The sequence below is a fragment of the Actinomycetota bacterium genome, assembly GCA_035765775.1.
Lineage (GTDB): Bacteria > Actinomycetota > CADDZG01 > JAHWKV01 > JAOPZY01 > DASTWV01.
In genome coordinates this window covers 16,407-31,600 of sequence record DASTWV010000043.1, presented here as the reverse complement: position 1 = coordinate 31,600, position 15,194 = coordinate 16,407, and the positions used below count along the sequence as shown (strand labels likewise).

13 protein-coding genes are annotated in these 15,194 nt (G+C 63.3%); 3 read left to right on the top strand and 10 right to left on the bottom strand.

The features are described from left to right. The first annotated feature begins 2 nt into the window (after positions 1-2). The 3 genes from asnB to VFW71_09485 all read left to right on the top strand — a co-directional run bounded on the left by asnB (position 3) and on the right by VFW71_09485 (position 3,493). Positions 3-1,898 (top strand): asparagine synthase (glutamine-hydrolyzing), encoded by a 1,896-nt coding sequence (asnB, locus tag VFW71_09495; GenBank protein ID HEU5002998.1) that lies wholly within the window; start codon positions 3-5, stop codon positions 1,896-1,898. Continuing rightward, the gene (locus VFW71_09490; GenBank protein HEU5002997.1) at positions 1,898-3,109 is read left to right on the top strand and encodes a glycosyltransferase; all 1,212 of its coding nucleotides are present in this window, start codon (positions 1,898-1,900) and stop codon (positions 3,107-3,109) included. The genes asnB and VFW71_09490 overlap by 1 nt, the downstream gene beginning before the upstream one ends. A 186-nt stretch (positions 3,110-3,295) precedes the next feature. Then, positions 3,296-3,493 carry a DUF1059 domain-containing protein gene (locus VFW71_09485; protein HEU5002996.1) on the top strand — a complete coding sequence of 66 codons (198 nt, stop codon included), beginning with the start codon at positions 3,296-3,298 and terminating at the stop codon, positions 3,491-3,493. A gap of 364 nt (positions 3,494-3,857) precedes the next feature. On the opposite strand, the gene VFW71_09480 is transcribed toward VFW71_09485, so the two are convergent. The 10 genes from VFW71_09480 to VFW71_09435 all read right to left on the bottom strand — a co-directional run bounded on the left by VFW71_09480 (position 3,858) and on the right by VFW71_09435 (position 15,007). After that, positions 3,858-4,772, bottom strand: a complete 915-nt coding sequence (locus VFW71_09480; protein ID HEU5002995.1) for a hypothetical protein — start codon at positions 4,770-4,772, stop codon at positions 3,858-3,860. A 72-nt stretch (positions 4,773-4,844) separates the two neighbouring features. Then, positions 4,845-6,746 (bottom strand): CmcI family methyltransferase, encoded by a 1,902-nt coding sequence (locus tag VFW71_09475; protein ID HEU5002994.1) that lies wholly within the window; start codon positions 6,744-6,746, stop codon positions 4,845-4,847. Then, the gene (locus tag VFW71_09470; protein ID HEU5002993.1) at positions 6,716-7,684 is read right to left on the bottom strand and encodes an NAD(P)-dependent oxidoreductase; all 969 of its coding nucleotides are present in this window, start codon (positions 7,682-7,684) and stop codon (positions 6,716-6,718) included. Before VFW71_09470 ends, VFW71_09475 begins: the two co-directional genes overlap by 31 nt. Continuing rightward, entirely contained in the window at positions 7,647-8,105 is a 459-nt protein-coding gene (locus VFW71_09465; protein HEU5002992.1) for a dTDP-4-dehydrorhamnose 3,5-epimerase family protein, read from the bottom strand. The genes VFW71_09470 and VFW71_09465 overlap by 38 nt, the downstream gene beginning before the upstream one ends. After that, positions 8,102-9,325, bottom strand: a complete 1,224-nt coding sequence (locus tag VFW71_09460; protein ID HEU5002991.1) for a class I SAM-dependent methyltransferase — start codon at positions 9,323-9,325, stop codon at positions 8,102-8,104. Before VFW71_09460 ends, VFW71_09465 begins: the two co-directional genes overlap by 4 nt. Continuing rightward, positions 9,322-10,263 carry an NAD-dependent epimerase/dehydratase family protein gene (locus VFW71_09455; protein ID HEU5002990.1) on the bottom strand — a complete coding sequence of 314 codons (942 nt, stop codon included), beginning with the start codon at positions 10,261-10,263 and terminating at the stop codon, positions 9,322-9,324. The genes VFW71_09460 and VFW71_09455 overlap by 4 nt, the downstream gene beginning before the upstream one ends. Positions 10,264-10,295: 32 nt before the next feature. Further along, the gene (gene rfbF / locus VFW71_09450) at positions 10,296-11,066 is read right to left on the bottom strand and encodes a glucose-1-phosphate cytidylyltransferase (GenBank protein ID HEU5002989.1); all 771 of its coding nucleotides are present in this window, start codon (positions 11,064-11,066) and stop codon (positions 10,296-10,298) included. Beyond that, positions 11,063-12,385, bottom strand: a complete 1,323-nt coding sequence (locus VFW71_09445) for an ABC transporter ATP-binding protein (protein ID HEU5002988.1) — start codon at positions 12,383-12,385, stop codon at positions 11,063-11,065. The genes rfbF and VFW71_09445 overlap by 4 nt, the downstream gene beginning before the upstream one ends. Positions 12,386-12,391: 6 nt before the next feature. After that, positions 12,392-13,246: an ABC transporter permease gene (locus tag VFW71_09440; protein ID HEU5002987.1), complete on the bottom strand. Its 855-nt coding sequence runs from the start codon at positions 13,244-13,246 to the stop codon at positions 12,392-12,394. A gap of 81 nt (positions 13,247-13,327) precedes the next feature. Next, complete coding sequence (locus VFW71_09435) at positions 13,328-15,007, bottom strand: glycosyltransferase (GenBank protein ID HEU5002986.1); 1,680 nt, start codon at positions 15,005-15,007, stop codon at positions 13,328-13,330. Positions 15,008-15,194 lie beyond the last annotated feature (187 nt).

Sequence of the window (15,194 nt, the reverse complement as noted above, 5' to 3'; positions counted from 1 at the left end):
CCATGTGCGGCATCGCCGGGTACGCCGGCGCCCAGGTGCCCGACCGGGCACGCCTCAAGGCGATGTGCGACGTCATCGCCCACCGGGGTCCCGACGAGGAGGGCTACTTCGTCGGGGACCGGGTGGCGCTCGGCATGCGCCGCTTGTCGATCATCGACCTGGCGGGCGGCCAGCAGCCGATCTTCAACGAGGACGGCACCGTCGCCGTCGTCTACAACGGCGAGATCTACAACTTCGGCGAGATCCGGGCGGGCCTCGAGGCGCGGGGCCACATCTTCAAGACCGGCACCGACACCGAGTGCATCGTCCACCTCTACGAGGAGCAGGGCGAACGCTGCTGTGCCTCGCTGCGCGGGATGTTCGCCTTCGCCCTGTGGGACGAGCGCCGGCGCCAACTGCTGCTCGCCCGGGACCGGGCGGGCAAGAAGCCGCTCTACTACCGCCTGACGCCCGACGGGATCTGGTTCGGGTCCGAGCTGAAGGCGCTGCTGGCCGCCGGGGGGATGGGGCGCAGCGTGGAGCTGACCGCCCTGCACCACTACCTCACCTACGGCTACGTCCCGGCGCCCGAGTCCATCCTGTCTGGGGTCCGCAAGCTGCCGCCGGCACACACCCTCACCTGGCATGACGGCATCGTGAGCGAACGGCGCTACTGGAGCCTGTCCTTCAGTGCCAAGACCCACGCCTCCGAGGGCGAGGCGGTGGAGGCGCTGCGCGAGCTGATCCGGGAGGCCACCCGGATCCGGCTCATTTCCGACCGGCCCCTGGGAGCCTTCCTGAGCGGTGGGGTGGACTCGTCGATCGTGGTGGCGGCGATGGCGGAGGCGTCCACCGAGCCGGTGCGCACCTTCTCGATCGGCTTCGAGGACGCCCGCTTCGACGAGCGCAGCTACGCCCGGCTGGTGGCCGAGCGCTTCGGCACCCGCCACGAGGAGCTGGTGGTGAGCCCGCACGGCTCCGACGTCGCCGACCTGCTGCCCCGCCTGGTGTGGCACTACGACGAGCCCTTCGCCGACTCCTCGGCCATCCCCAGCTTCGCCCTGGCCGAGCTGGCCCGCCGGGAGGTGGTGGTGGCGCTGAACGGTGACGGGGGCGACGAGTCCTTCGCCGGCTACGACCGCTACGTCGCCCAGAAGCTGGCCGCCCGCATCCCCGCCGGGGGGCCGGTGTCGAGACTGGCCCACCGGGGGGTGGATGCGCTGCCCTCCGGGGCGCACCGTTCCCGCACCCGCAAGGTGAAGCGCTTCCTGACCTTCGCCCTCAGCCCGCCCACCACCCGCTACGCCGAGGTGATGTCGGTGTTCACCAACCGGGACAAGGAGTTCCTCTACAGCGACGAGATGCGGGAGGCGGTGGCCGGCGACGACGCCTACCGGGTGCTCGCTGCCGCCCAGGCGGTCAGCGACGCGCTGGACCCGGTCGACGCCGTCCTGGCCGCCGACGTCGCCACCTACCTCCCCGGCGACCTGCTGGTGAAGATGGACATCGCCACCATGGCGCATTCCCTGGAGGCCCGCTCCCCGCTGCTGGACCACAAGGTGATGGAGTTCGCCGCCTCGCTGCCGGCGTCGATGAAGATCCGGGGTCGCTCCGGCAAGTGGATCCTCAAGCAGGCCGGCCGGGGCTGGTTGCCCGACGCCGTGCTCGACCGCCCGAAGATGGGCTTCGGCGTCCCGGTGGCCGCCTGGCTGCGCACCGAGCTGCGGGACCTGGCCCACGACGCGCTGTGCGACCACACCGCCCGGCACCGGCCCTACTTCGACCCCGGCGCGGTGGAACAGTTGCTGGACGAGCACGAGGCCGGGGCGGACCACAGCGCCAAGCTCTGGGCGCTGCTCTGCTTCGAGCTGTGGCACCGGCGCTTCATCGACGGGCGCCGGCCGGTGTCGGTCGACTAGTGACCGAGGCCCCCACCCGGCTGCTGCGGGTGATCACCCGGCTGAACATCGGCGGCCCCGCCCGCCAGGTGCTCATGCTGCACCGGGAGCTGGCCCGGCGGGGGTACGCCTGCGAGCTGGTGTCCGGGGCGCCCCAGGCCGAGGAGGGCACGTTCCCGCCCCCGGCGGAGCGCTACACGCGGGTCGACTCGCTCCGGCGGGAGACCGACTTCGCCGCCGACGCCCGGGCCATCTCGGCCCTCACCCGCCAGATGCGGGCCTGGTCCCCGGCCATCGTGCACACCCACACCACCACCGCTGGCGGGCTGGGGCGCATCGCCGCCCGGCGGGCGAAGGTGCCGGTCGTGGTCCACACCGCCCACGGCCACGTGCTGTCGGGCTACCTGTCCGGCCCGCAGACCAAGCTGCTCACCGCCGCCGAGCGCTGGCTGGCCCGCCACACCGACGTGCTGGTCACTGTCTCGCACCGGGTGCGGGACGAGCTGCTGGCCCTCGGCATCGGCAGGCCCGAGCAGTGGCGGGTGGTGCCGCTCGGCCTCGAGCTGGGGGATCTCCTGGCCGGGCCGGCCGCCCCGGCACCGTCCCGGGAGGCGCTGGGGCTGCCGCCGGACGGGCCCCTGGTGGGGATCGTGGGCCGGCTGGCGGCCATCAAGGACCACGACACCTTCCTGGCCATGGCGGCGCAGGTGGCGAGGGCGCGCCCCGATGTCACCTTCGTGGTGGCGGGCGACGGGGGGCTCCGGCAGACCCTGGAGCGCACCGCCGGGAGCGTGCTCGGGGACCGGGTGCGGTTCTTGGGGTGGATCACCGACCTGCCGGTGCTCTACGGCGCCCTCGACCTCGTGGTCCTCACCTCCCGCAACGAGGGCACCCCCGTCGCCCTGATCGAGGCGGGGGCCGCCGGGCGGCCGGTGGTGGCCACCGACGTCGGCGGGGTGCCCGAGGTGGTGCGGGACGGCGAGACCGGCTACGTCGTGCCGGCCCGAGACCCGGCGGCCACCGCCGCTCGGGCGCTGCAGATCCTGGCGGCGCCCGAGCTGGCCGCCCGCTTCGGGGCGGCGGGCCGGGAGTGGGTGCGCTCCCGCTTCAGTGCCGAGCGCCTGGTGGAGGATCTCAGCGCCCTGTATGCCGAGCAGCTGGAGCGCAAGGGGCTGCCGGTGCCCGATCCAGCCCCCGATCCGACCCCCGATCCGTCCTCCGATACTGAATAGGCATGGATCCCAGGATGCGATAAGCTATTGGCATAGTTAGTTCCGGCCTGCACGAAGGGGGTGGGGCGCCTATGAGATGAGGCTGTCTTGGCCCGGTCCGCCGTGTGCAGGGACGGGTGCGCCGGGTTCCCGGTGCTGTTCGCAGTCAATCCATCCGTTGATCTCTCTCCCAAGGAGCGTGCTCCCATGGCTAACCAGTACGCGTGCGCCAACGCCGGCGCCGGCGCCTGCGGCTTCAAGACCACCTGGACCGACGAAGCGGATCTCCGCCGCCAGCTGGCCGCTCACCTCGTGAACGTGCACAGCGTGAACCCCCCCACGGCGACGGTCGTGAACTACCTGGTCAAGGTGGCCAAGGACATGTCGGGCTCCGTCCAGCACTAGTTTCCGGCGCTGAACCACTTCCGGCCGGGCCTTCGGGCCCGGCCGGTGCGCGTTTAAAGCGCGCCTCTGGCCAGCCTCTGTTCTTTGAACGCCAGAGCTCCTTACTCATCGCTGGAGGCATGACCGGTGATGGCGGCGCCAACCTATCGCCGGATTCAACCCGATCTACTCATACCGAGATGCCGAAGGGCGCACATCTTCAATGAGGGGAGATTCTCGGATTCATGGGAGGGCAAGCCTACGCGCCGCCACACGGAACAAGATCTGGCACCGAAACAGATAATACTCGCCCATTAGTCATAGACACGACGCCGTACTAACTCATTCCGTAGGTCCGCTGACCCGGCTTAACTGCCCCTCCTCCTCATTGAGGGACCGTTTGTTGAAGCCACGTATGCAGTTCAGGCTCGCAGCTCTCCCACCTTGATCCGATTATGGTGAGCCGAACTCCCAGTGAATATTCGGACATGGCATCCACGCCTCCGATGAACCCGATCGGTGCACTGGACTGGAAGATTGGCCTCCAAATATGAGGGTCGCCCTCGGCTATGATCCGTGCACCGATAATGAGGATTGCATCTGACCGATCAATCACGCGCCGCCAGTCATTGTGAAGTCTCTTGACGGCTGTCGGCGCGACGAGATTCGGTTTGCCGGGTGCATAGAGGCTCATGGCTGCAGGTATGGAAGAGTTCCAATACCCAGGCGTTAATCCAATACTTTTGAGATGGGGAGTGTCGATGTAGGCATTGCCGCCGACAAAATGTCCAACCTGGATGGTGTTGCTGCCCGTATCCGGGACGAAATTGCAAGAACCATGCGGCTTGACAACCAGGACCGCTCGGGGCCCGCTTGCCATTGAGTTGCCCCAATAATAAGGTGGGTGCCCTAAATTGGCCATACTCAGTTCCAGAAGACATTCATAGTTTAGACTGCCGAAGGAATACTGAAATTTGGGGCCCAGCGAGTCTAGCGCGAAGATCAAGTTCCTATAAAGATTCCTTCCTCGCGTGGGCAACTGGAACGAGCCAAAGTAGCAACTCATATCCAAAAGAGCTTGGTGAGTGGACAGAGCCTCTTGACGCAAGGCGACCATTCCAGCCTCGAAGCCGAAGTCACCTTGGAATTCGTCCTGAATCCATTTAGGCAACTCGCCCCATGAGCCAGGATAGGTCGCGACCAAGCGATCATAGAGCTGGTTGCCCAGTGGAGGTCGGGAGGGCCCTTCATCGAACGCTCCGAAACTCGCTCCAGCGCCAACAAGGATGGTGATCAGCATTTAGCTCCTAGATCTAGTGCACCTACACCGCAAGCCCCTTAGGATTCGATCCGATGGGTTCACAGCCTACAGCTAGAGTTTACCGGACGTGCGTCTAAGAAAGCCACGTGGGTTCATCGTTAGCAGGAATCGTTCCATAGAACGGTCAGCGATGAAGTCGGGATTTTCGGCCAGGAAGGCATCCACGGCCTCCCAGGGCCCTGGGCCGTGCTCTGGGTAGGTCGGATGACCGTTGACATTGGTGTCCTCGACGACCAAGAGACCCCCTGGCGGGATGAATTGCTGGTACAGGCGCAGCTCGTCGAGCACGTGATCGCGGGTGTGGTCGCTGTCGAGAATAACCAGCACGTTCGTGGCCTTACCAACAAGGCGGCGTAGTTCTGCCAGTACCTCAGCAGCAATACTCGACCCCGTAATGTAGGTGAGCCGAGGGTGTTGAGGCCGGGGCACGTCCTCCCAGGCGCTGACGTCTACAGTGATCACTCGACCGTGGCCTACCAGCTCGCAGAGGGTGGCCAGGTAATGGGCGCTTCCGCCGCGGAACGTGCCCGTCTCTATGATCACGTCTGGGCGATGGGCGTGAATCCATTCCTGATAGATCCAGAGGTCCAGGGGACATTTAAAGAGGTCGACGCCGAGCCACTTCAGGCCGATCGTTTGGACGCCCTTGCCTTCGCTCATGAGGGAGTAGTACAAATCATGAAATTGATTGACCAACCCCTGCTGATTCGGACTCAGGAACGGATTGGGTGGGTCTGATGCAGGCGTTGGCGAGCCCACCTCAAGCCATCGTATGGCATCCAAAATCGTGGCATGATTGCGCAGGGGCAGGCGAGTGTTGACCGATGGGGCGTGTTGATCCAAGAGGTGATCCACTGCTCGGAAGAGGAATGTGCCGGTCGAGTTCGGCCGCCGCGAACGAAGGAGCTGGGTGCCCGTCTCCATTCCCCACACGAACAGCTTTTCGTGAAGGCGAAGGTGCCTCTGAAGGTCCTGCAGTGGCTGCTCGTCGCCCTCAAGGACCTTTCTCCGTGCACCTGCAACGATCTGCAGCCGCCGGTAGTTGCGGGTTCCGACGTGTAGCGGCAAGCGGTCGCTCATGGAAGACCGAACGGCATCGGCTGCGAGGAGCCACTTGGTGTTGTGCTCGGATCCGGGAAGGAGCGCAGCATCTGCCGGCTGCCCCTCTGCTCCGAGGTATTGGTGGCCTTCGTGCTCTTGGCGGTTCAGATAGTAGTACCCGAATGAGCGCGGCGAAATGCCTATGATTACGCGAGGCAGGGGCTGGACGACGATTTCCTTCGCGTTGAGAAAGGTCATGATCGCCGAATAGAAGTCCGGGTAGGGGGACTTGAAGAAATCACCGCCCCGACATATTTCCGGCATAGCCGAGCGTTTCCACAGGAAGTGTTGGCTGTTGAAAGGGAAGTAATCGTGGAAGTTCAATGCCTTCTTCGCGAACTCTGCCGCCCGGTCGAGAGGAAGTTCGTAGGGCTCATAGTGGTCGACGAAGAGCGGGCTATTCCTGACAATGGCCAAAACCCCATCTGGCTCCGACGGCATGACTCCGGGATAGGCGTAGTGGTAGGCCCCGCAATACACGACTGACGGTCGAGAAAATTGCTCGATCAGCGCCGTCATCGAGACGAAATATCCGGGGGCCAATGCATCGTCGTCGCCGAGCATGACCGCGTACTCCCCACGCGCCTGGGCAAGGGCTCGGTTCCAATTCTCGGTGACCGGGACGCCAACCTCAGTGCGGACCTGCTGGATGCGCTCGTCGCCCAGGGTTTCGGCAAAGAGCTCATACGGGGGTGACGACGCGTTGTCCGCCACGACGATCTCGACATCCGCGAATTCCTGGCGCCGAATGGAATCCAAGGCCCGGGAAAGGAGATCCGGCCGATCCTTGCTCGGGATTAGAACGGAGAACAGCGGCCGGGTCACGTTGCAGATACCAGATGTGATCGCCACCACGCAAGGGTTTCAGCGATCCCTGTTTCCAACGTGAATCTCGGGTACCACCCAGTGGCACGCAGGAGCGTGTTATCGCCATGCATCCACAGCCACTCATCATCGGCGTACGGTCGCTCGCCGAACCGGATGAGGCCGGGGGTGCCGGCAGCGCCCTCGATGGCTTCAAGGACTGCCCGGAGCTGCACCCCGTGTCCGGATGAGATGTTCACCGGTCCCAGGAGCGGAGATTGTGCGACCGCCCAGAGGGCCTCGGCGACGTCGGCGACATGAAGGTAGTCGCGTACCTGCTCTCCCAAGGTGGCGCCAAGGCCGCGTCCCGCGAGGCAGGCTTCAATGGCCGTCGGCACCACACGCTGAGGCTGCTCCCAAGGCCCATAGAGAAAGAAGAGGCGTGCCCATGCCAGTCCCATCCCGGCATTGGCGGCCATGTCTTGGGCGGCCAGAAAGAGCGCAGCCTTGGCCCGGGCGTAGGGGGTGGTCGGCCGGACCGGAAAGGCCTCGGTGAACGTGGTGTCGGACGATGCTTGACCGTACTCGGCACAACTGCCCGCAACCACAACCCTCGGGCAGCCCGCGACAGCCAATGCCTCAATGAGGTCGAGGCTTGAGCGCAGGGCCGCCAGGTTCTCCGGAACCGCGCGCAGGTATCGTCCAGGTTCCGCGTACCAGGCCAGGTGAATGCAAACGTCGGGTTCGAGCTCAGTCAGCAACTGTGGGTCGGCCGCCTCATCGAGGCTGCCCCGAATGATGGTGAGTGATTCGAGTGCGCCCTCCAACCGCGCCAGCGAAGATCCCGGCCGGGCCAGGACGTAGGTATCGCATCCGGCCGCCACGCACACCCGCGCAACGTGAGAGCCTACGAAGCCGGTGCCACCGGTGAGCAGAACCCGGGTTCGGCTACTGATCTCGGACCGTCCAGGAGTAGGGGATTGCATCACCGTGAGGGTCCATCCGTTCGGACTGGGTGGGATCGTGCGGAATCGTCGCACAGTTGGCAACGATCGCAGGCTGGCCCCCAACACAGGTGAACCCGTTCCAGACTTCGACCGGTACCTGGACGAGGCTGTAGTTGTCCGGTCCCAAGAAAAGCTCCATGAGTTGCCCTCGCGTGGGGGAGTGCTCCCGGTCGTCGTAGAGGACCATCTTGATGCGACCACTCACGCAGGCGTAGTTGAGCACCATTCGATGGTGGAGGTGCCACCCCTTGACGACGCCGGGATATATCGTGCTGAAATAAATCTCCCCGAAGTCGATGAAATGCGGGTCCGTCCGTTTCAACATGTGCATGACAGTGCCGCGCTCGTCGGGAATTCGGCGGAGGGGGACAACGAGCACGCCCTCAATGGCCGCGCTCATACGACGCGGGGCTCCGGGACCGGGATGATGAACCGACCACCCCTCGCCCGAAACTCGGCCTGCTGGGCCAGGATCTCGTCGGCGAAGTTCCACGTACACAGCAGTACGTCGTCGGGGCCGTCGGCCAGCAGGCGCTCCGCGGAGACGATGGGCAAGTGCACGCCGGGCATGTAGCGGCCCTGCTTGTGCGTGCTCCGATCTGCGACGTATTCGAACGTCTCTGTGCCGAGGCCGCAGGCGTTCAGCAGCGTTGAGCCTTTGGCCGCGGCCCCGTAAGCAGCGAGGCGACGGCCTTCGGCTTTCAGGCTGCCGACAAGGGCCACAAGCGACCGGCAAACCATGTCGACCCGGGCGGCAAATCCGCGGAAGTAGCCGACGGTCCCCATCCCCAGTCGCGCTTCCTCTTCGAGCATGGCGTCCACGGCGGGGCCGGCCTCGGCTGGGCTTGGGGAGGCGAACACACGAAGGGAGCCGCCGTGGATCGGGAGGCGCTCGACGCCGACCACGCTTAGCCCGTTGCGGCGCGCAACCCGCTCGAGAGAGGTCAACGAGTAATAGAAGAGATGCTCGTGGTAGATGGTGTCGAACTCGAGGCGCTCCACCAGATCCCGCACGTACGGTGTCTCGATCACCGCTACTCCCGTTGGCTTCAACACCCGAGCGATGCCGGACATGATCCCGTTGATGTCAGGAACGTGCGCCATGACGTTGTTCGCGTGCAACACGTCGGCCCGCTGCCCATCGGCGACGAGCCGGTCGGCGACAGACGGGCTGAAGAACTCGCACAGGGTCGTCACGCCCTTGGCCTCGGCGGCGGGCGCCACATTCCGGGCGGGCTCGATGCCTAGGACCGGGATCCCAGCGGCAACATAATTCTGCAGGAGATAGCCGTCATTGCTTGCCACTTCCATGGCCAACGAACCGGGGCCAAGTTGTCGCTCAACGATCAGTCGATCGGCCAGTTCCTTTGCATGGGCGACCATGGTGGACGAGAAGGAAGAGAAGTAGTTGTACTCGCCGAAGAGGATTTCAGGAGACACTACTTCCGTTATTTGCGCAAGCGCACAGGCACTACAGAAGGCGAGATCCAGCGGGTAGCGCTGTTCGGGCTCACTCAATTGCTCCTCGGTGAGAAGAGCGTTGGCCAAAGGTTGCTTGCCCAGGCTGAGAACTATCTCCAAGGCCTGACTCCCGCACGAAAGGCAGATGAGGCTACTCATAGCATGCTGGCCAGGTGCTCGCGGTACCACGCGACAGTCCGGTGGAGTCCTTCGGGGAGCCCGTGCGTCGGCCGCCACCCGAGAATAGCCTGGGCTTTTTCCGCGCCTACCCTCTGCTCGGGGATCTCGTTCACGGAGTCACATCGGATATCGGGCTCCAGTTCGGACCCCAGCTCCCCCAGAATCATGGTGACGACGTCCAGCACCGCCACGCGGTCTCCGCCGCCGAAGTTGAACGCTTCTCCCCGCAGTTCCGGTTGGAGCACGATGGCCTTCGAGAGTAGCAACATGCCGGCTGCAATATCCTCGACGTATAAGTAGTCTCGGACGGGGGTTCCATCCGAACGGATAATCGGCCGACGACCTTCAAGGGCGGACCGGATCGTGCCCGGGACGATCCGGCTCCAATTGCGGTCGCCTCCGCCGTAGAGGTTTCCGCACCGACTGATGACCACCTTTGTGCCGTAGCTCTCTGCGTAGGTCTGGGCGAGGAGATCTGTGCAGGCTTTCGAGGCGGCGTACGGGTGCCGAGCCTTGAGGGGCATGTCCTCACTGTAGGTTGCCGAACCCGCGTCGCCATATGCCTTGTCGGACGAAGCGACCAGGATTCCTTGGACTGCAGGGGATAGTCGGCACGCCTCCAACAGCGTCCACGTCCCCGCGATGTTGTTGTCGAAGGTGGGGATGGGATCCTCGTTCGCCTCGCCGACAATGGGTTGGGCCGCTAGATGCAGGACGGTATCGATCCCGCTTTCAAGGACGTCCCGAAGGCAGTCCAGATCCCGGACGTCTCCATCGAACACTTGAACGCCCTCTGCCGCTCGCTGGCGAGCACCCGGCGTCCAAGCGTTGTCGAGACCCACGACATCGGACCCCGCAGCGGCTAGAGCCTGCGTCACCCACCCACCGAGAAGCCCGCCGGCTCCCGTGACGAGCACACGCCGGCTCCTCCAGAATCCGTCGGCGCCGGTCACTGCCACGTCACCCAGGGAGCCCTTCCCTCATCCCACAGCGCCCGGAGAAAGCGCAGTTCCCGAAGGGTGTCCATGCACTGCCAGAAGTCTGTGTGGGGAAAGCCCATCAGGTCGCCCTCAAGACCGAGCCTCTCCAGAACATCGGCTTCAAAGTTGGTCATGTCGCCATCGATCAGCCCGAGTACCCGTGGCTCCATGACCATGAACCCGCCATTGATCCACCCCTCACCCATCTGGGGCTTCTCGTTGAAGCGCACGCTTCCCCCGGGCGCGAACTCGAGGCCGCCAAACCGTGAGGGGGGGCGAACTGCCGAGATGGTGGCCGTCTTGCCGTGCCCTTGGTGGAAGGCAAGCAGTTCGTTGAGATCGATGTTGGAAACTCCGTCCCCATATGTGAGCATGAACGGCTCATCACCAAGGATCGGTGCCAGACGGGCGATTCGGCCCCCTGTCTGCGTGTCTTTGCCCGTGTCGATTAGTTGGACCGTCCATTCGTCTTGCGGACTGCCGTGCCGCTTCACGTGACCATGGCCGAGAGATACGGTGAGATCACCTGACAATGTTATGTAGTCCACGAAATATCGTTTGATCATCTCGCCTTTATAGCCCAGTGCCACAACGAACTCTTTGAAGCCATACGCGCTGTAGTGCTTCATGATGTGCCAGAGGACCGGATAGCCACCAATTTCCACCATCGGCTTTGGCCGCGTTTCGGTTTCCTCGGCAAGCCTCGTGCCCAACCCTCCCGCTAAGATGACCACTTTCACGAGGGTCTGCCTTCGGCATCAACCTCAATGGTTTCGGTGCTTACGCTCCAATCCAGCATGGGCCTAACGACGCCCGGCCAATCGCCCACATACTCGCCTCTAACGCCGTCACCAACGCTTCGATCGACGACCTGGAAGGCCACTGCTTCGGTCTGGATGGCATGCACAAGGGTTGGATTATAGGAACTGACAGCAGCGGTCACGAAGATGCGTCCCTCCGCAAGGAAGTTGCCGGGGATCCAGCAGGTGGTGGTCACGACGCCGGGGTGCCGCTCGGTTTGTCGCCAGGCTTCATTGTTGAAGTCATTAGATACGAAAAGTGTCACTCCAGAATCGTTAACCAAATGTACGTTGACGGATGGTTTGAGGATTGTATCCTTCGCAAGGTGCCAATACTGGACCTCGATCCCCACAGCAAGACGGATGTCAACCTCTTCATTCACGACCCCGCCGCGTGTTCGAATACGCACTGCCTTGAGTCGAGCGACCTCGTCTCCTGGGGCAACGGAAATCGACTCCCAAGTTCTCTCGGCGGATCCCAGGCCGGAATCCAGGTAAGCCCGAATCACTTCGCCCGACCCGCCGTCCGCGACAACGCCGCCGTGATCTAGCAGAATCACCCGTGGGCAAAGTCGCAAAAGGGTCGGCATGCTGTGAGACACAAACAACACAGTACGCCCAGTCGCACCTATTTCTGCCATCTTACCTAGACACTTCTTCTGGAAATCGGCGTCCCCAACTGCGAGGACCTCGTCGACGAGAAGAATGTCCGCCTCCAAGTGGGCTGCGACGGCAAACGCCAAGCGGAGGTACATCCCGGTCGAAAACCGCTTGATTGGTGTGTCCACGAACCTTTCTATGCCTGCAAATGCTACGATCTGATCGAATTGCGCGAGGGTCTCTGCCCGACGCATGCCAATCACGGCGCCGCTCAGGAAGATGTTCTCTCGCCCCGTCAGTTCCGGGTGGAATCCCGTACCGACCTCGAGCAGGGACCCAACCCGACCTCGGACCTGAACGTGGCCTTCTGTCGGAGCTGTGATTCGCGACAAGATCTTGAGTAGGGTGGATTTTCCTGCTCCGTTCCGACCAATGATGCCGACGACTTCCCCTTGGCCGATTTCGAATGAGACGTTACGGAGCGCCCAGAAGGTGCGAGGTCGTCCGTCATCGCCAAGGCGGCCTCGCCTAACTTTATTTGCGAGTTCTTCGCCCAACAGACGATAGCGATAGGCGCCTTGAGTGGCTCCCACGCGGTAGAGCTTCCCCAAATTTTCGGCTCGAACCGCAAGCTGACGGTCTTCCACGGAATCGATCACACCGACTCAGATGATATCTGCAAAGAATTGTTCAACACGGCGAAAATAGAGAATACCCGATAGCAGGATGATGCAAGTGACGAGGAAGGAGATGCCGACCGCGCTCCATGGAGCAGCGCCGCCCAGGAGTGCCCATCGGAACCCCTCAACGACGCCGGTCATAGGATTCAGGCTCAATGCCAGACGTAAAAGGTGAGCATGCACGAGGGTGGACGGATAGGTGACTGGGGTCAGGAACAGACCCAGTTGAATAAAGAAGGGCGCAGCGTAATGAATATCTCGGTATGCCACATTCAGCGCCGACAGCCAGAGGCTGAACGACACTGCGGTGAGGAATCCGAGGGCAATGAAGAGAGGCAACAAGACGACAGCTCCGGCAGGCGCGATTCCATAGACGGCCATAACACCGATAAGAACCAAGATTCCAATAAAGACATCAGGTACCCAGGATGCAACGGCGGCGAGCGGGATCACTAGGCGCGGGAAATACACTTTGGAGATGAGATTCGCGCTGTTAACCAGGCTGTCGCTCGCAGTCGTAACTCCGTTGGCGAAAAGCAACCATGGGATAAGCCCGGAGAAGGCAAACACGCTGTAGGGAAGTCCTTCGGAACCGACCTTCGCAAGGCGGCCAAGAAAAATCCAAAACACCAACATCATGAAAATGGGCTGTATGACGGCCCAACCCACACCGATGAACGCCTGCTTATAGCGCACCTTAATATCTCGAAGCGACAAGAAAAACAGAAGTTCCCGGGATTGCCAGAGGTCCCCGAACCGAACGGACGACCATCGCCCAGGGGGTTGAATGTCGCGGACCGCCGTCCCCGAACCAAGGGAGGTTGGGTTTGCGCCGGGCACGGAGGAGGCGTCAGCGCCGCTTTGGAATGTGCTCATTCGTGTAAAGGGCCCTTGGCGGGGGATCTTCGTACACCTTCCTCATCAGTGTACGGGGGGAGCCTTGGCCGCCGCCTGTAGGGCCTTCTCGAGCGTGTCCTCGAAAGCCTCTGCCGAGCATTCGCTGCGTACCCGTTCAAGCGCCGAGGCTCGAACCCTGATCCAGAGTTCGTCATCGACTAGGAGGGCAGCACATGCGCGTGCAAGTTCCTCCGGCGAGCCTCCCACGACGAGGTCGGCACCGTCGGTCCAGCCCAGCTGACGAGCGGCCAAGGGAGTCGTCGCGACCGGCACCCCGGCGGCGGCAGCCTCACAGACTTTAAGTGGGATGCCAGCCGAGAAGCGCACAGGGGCTACAAAGGCCCTGGCGGTTCTATATAGCGGTGCGAGGTCGTCGACAAGACCGAGAAAGAGGACGCGATCGCTAAGCTCGCGGGCCAGAGACGCGGGTGGCGGGTCGCCGACTGCCAGGAGGGTAACGTCCTTATTCAGAATGTGGCGTAGACGGGGGAGAACTTCAGAGGCGAACCACTGAACCCCGTCGGCGTTAGGTGATAAGGGGTTGTCCATTGGACCGATGAAGAGAATTTCTGTCCTATCGCGGAGATCTGGCGTATCTGAGGAAGCAGACACTATGTGCCGCAGGATATGAACATCGGCGATACCTCCCTGTCTGAAGTGGTCCGCCTCCGACTTCGATACGCAAAAGACGGCACTCACACCCCGCGCGAGGCCGACTTCAGCGCGGACCAAAGTGTCCTCCTGCTGAGGAGAGAGGGGGTGCCCGTGCACCTTCTGTAACTCGATGTCGCGCAGGCAGAAGAGCGCCTCAGCGTCATAGAGGACGGGCGTTCGGCCATGTAGTCCGCCGGCCAGGCGGTAGGCCCTCATGTTGTGCGGCCGGCTCACAATCGCGGCGTCAAAGGCCGCCTCGTTGCGGCGAAGGAACGATCGAAGGCCAAACCGGCCGCTCAGCCGTTCGACTCGTACGGTGTCGGGGATGTCGCTGTAGATCTCGTGCCAGTCCTCCCTCGGGAAGAGCCGCGGGTAGAGCGTCACCTGGTGGCCGTGAGCGCACAGGCTGGTCAGGAGGGCGTGGCTGCGGGGCAGACCGCGGCCCAGATGAGGGTGAGGCACTCGGTCCTCAACAAACAAGACGCGGAGTCCATCGTGCTCACGGAGGGGGCGCCCGGGCGCGGCGAGCGCCTTGGATCGGCGGGCGAGCTCAGGAGCGTCTTGGTGAGCTGTGGCTCGCCAGAGGCGGGCGTGGCCGGTGGCCACTGCGCGAAGGCCGGGATCGAACATTACTGTCACCCCCGCATCGCGGATCCTCAGGCACAATTCCTGGACGTAGCCGTTCTCGAAGGTTGGATCAAATCCCTTGAGGTCATCGAAGGCTGTCTTGGTGATCACCAGCAACTGGGGGCACGCCGCCATAACCGGGTGGCGGAAACGGACCGGGGGCTCGTCCGCATTAAGGCCCCAATGGAGCCGCTGCGTTGACCCGTTTTGGGTCACCTCTGCCCCGGCCGAGATCACTTTGCCACTGAGGGTCACAGCGCCGGCGATAACGGAGTCCTTAAGCACCGAAGGCCAACCCTCAAGCCGCAGGTCGGCACTCATGAACACGAGGATCTGCCCGCGGGCTTCCTGCACCGCTCGGTTCAGGACGGCGGGAAGGGCCCGGCCATCGGGGCGGTCGGCGACGATGACTTCGAATGGCAATGTGAGCGACAGATCCAAGGACTGCCGACAAAACTGGACTGCCTCAGGCGATGTCCGTGTGATCAGCACCGTGACTAAAGGGGCTTCGGACGAAAGGCTGGATGCAGCGGGAACCCGCCTTTCGCGGTCCCGCAGTGCCGGCGGCCATGCGAGACGCAGGGCAAGGTGCGCCCGTCTGAACGCGACC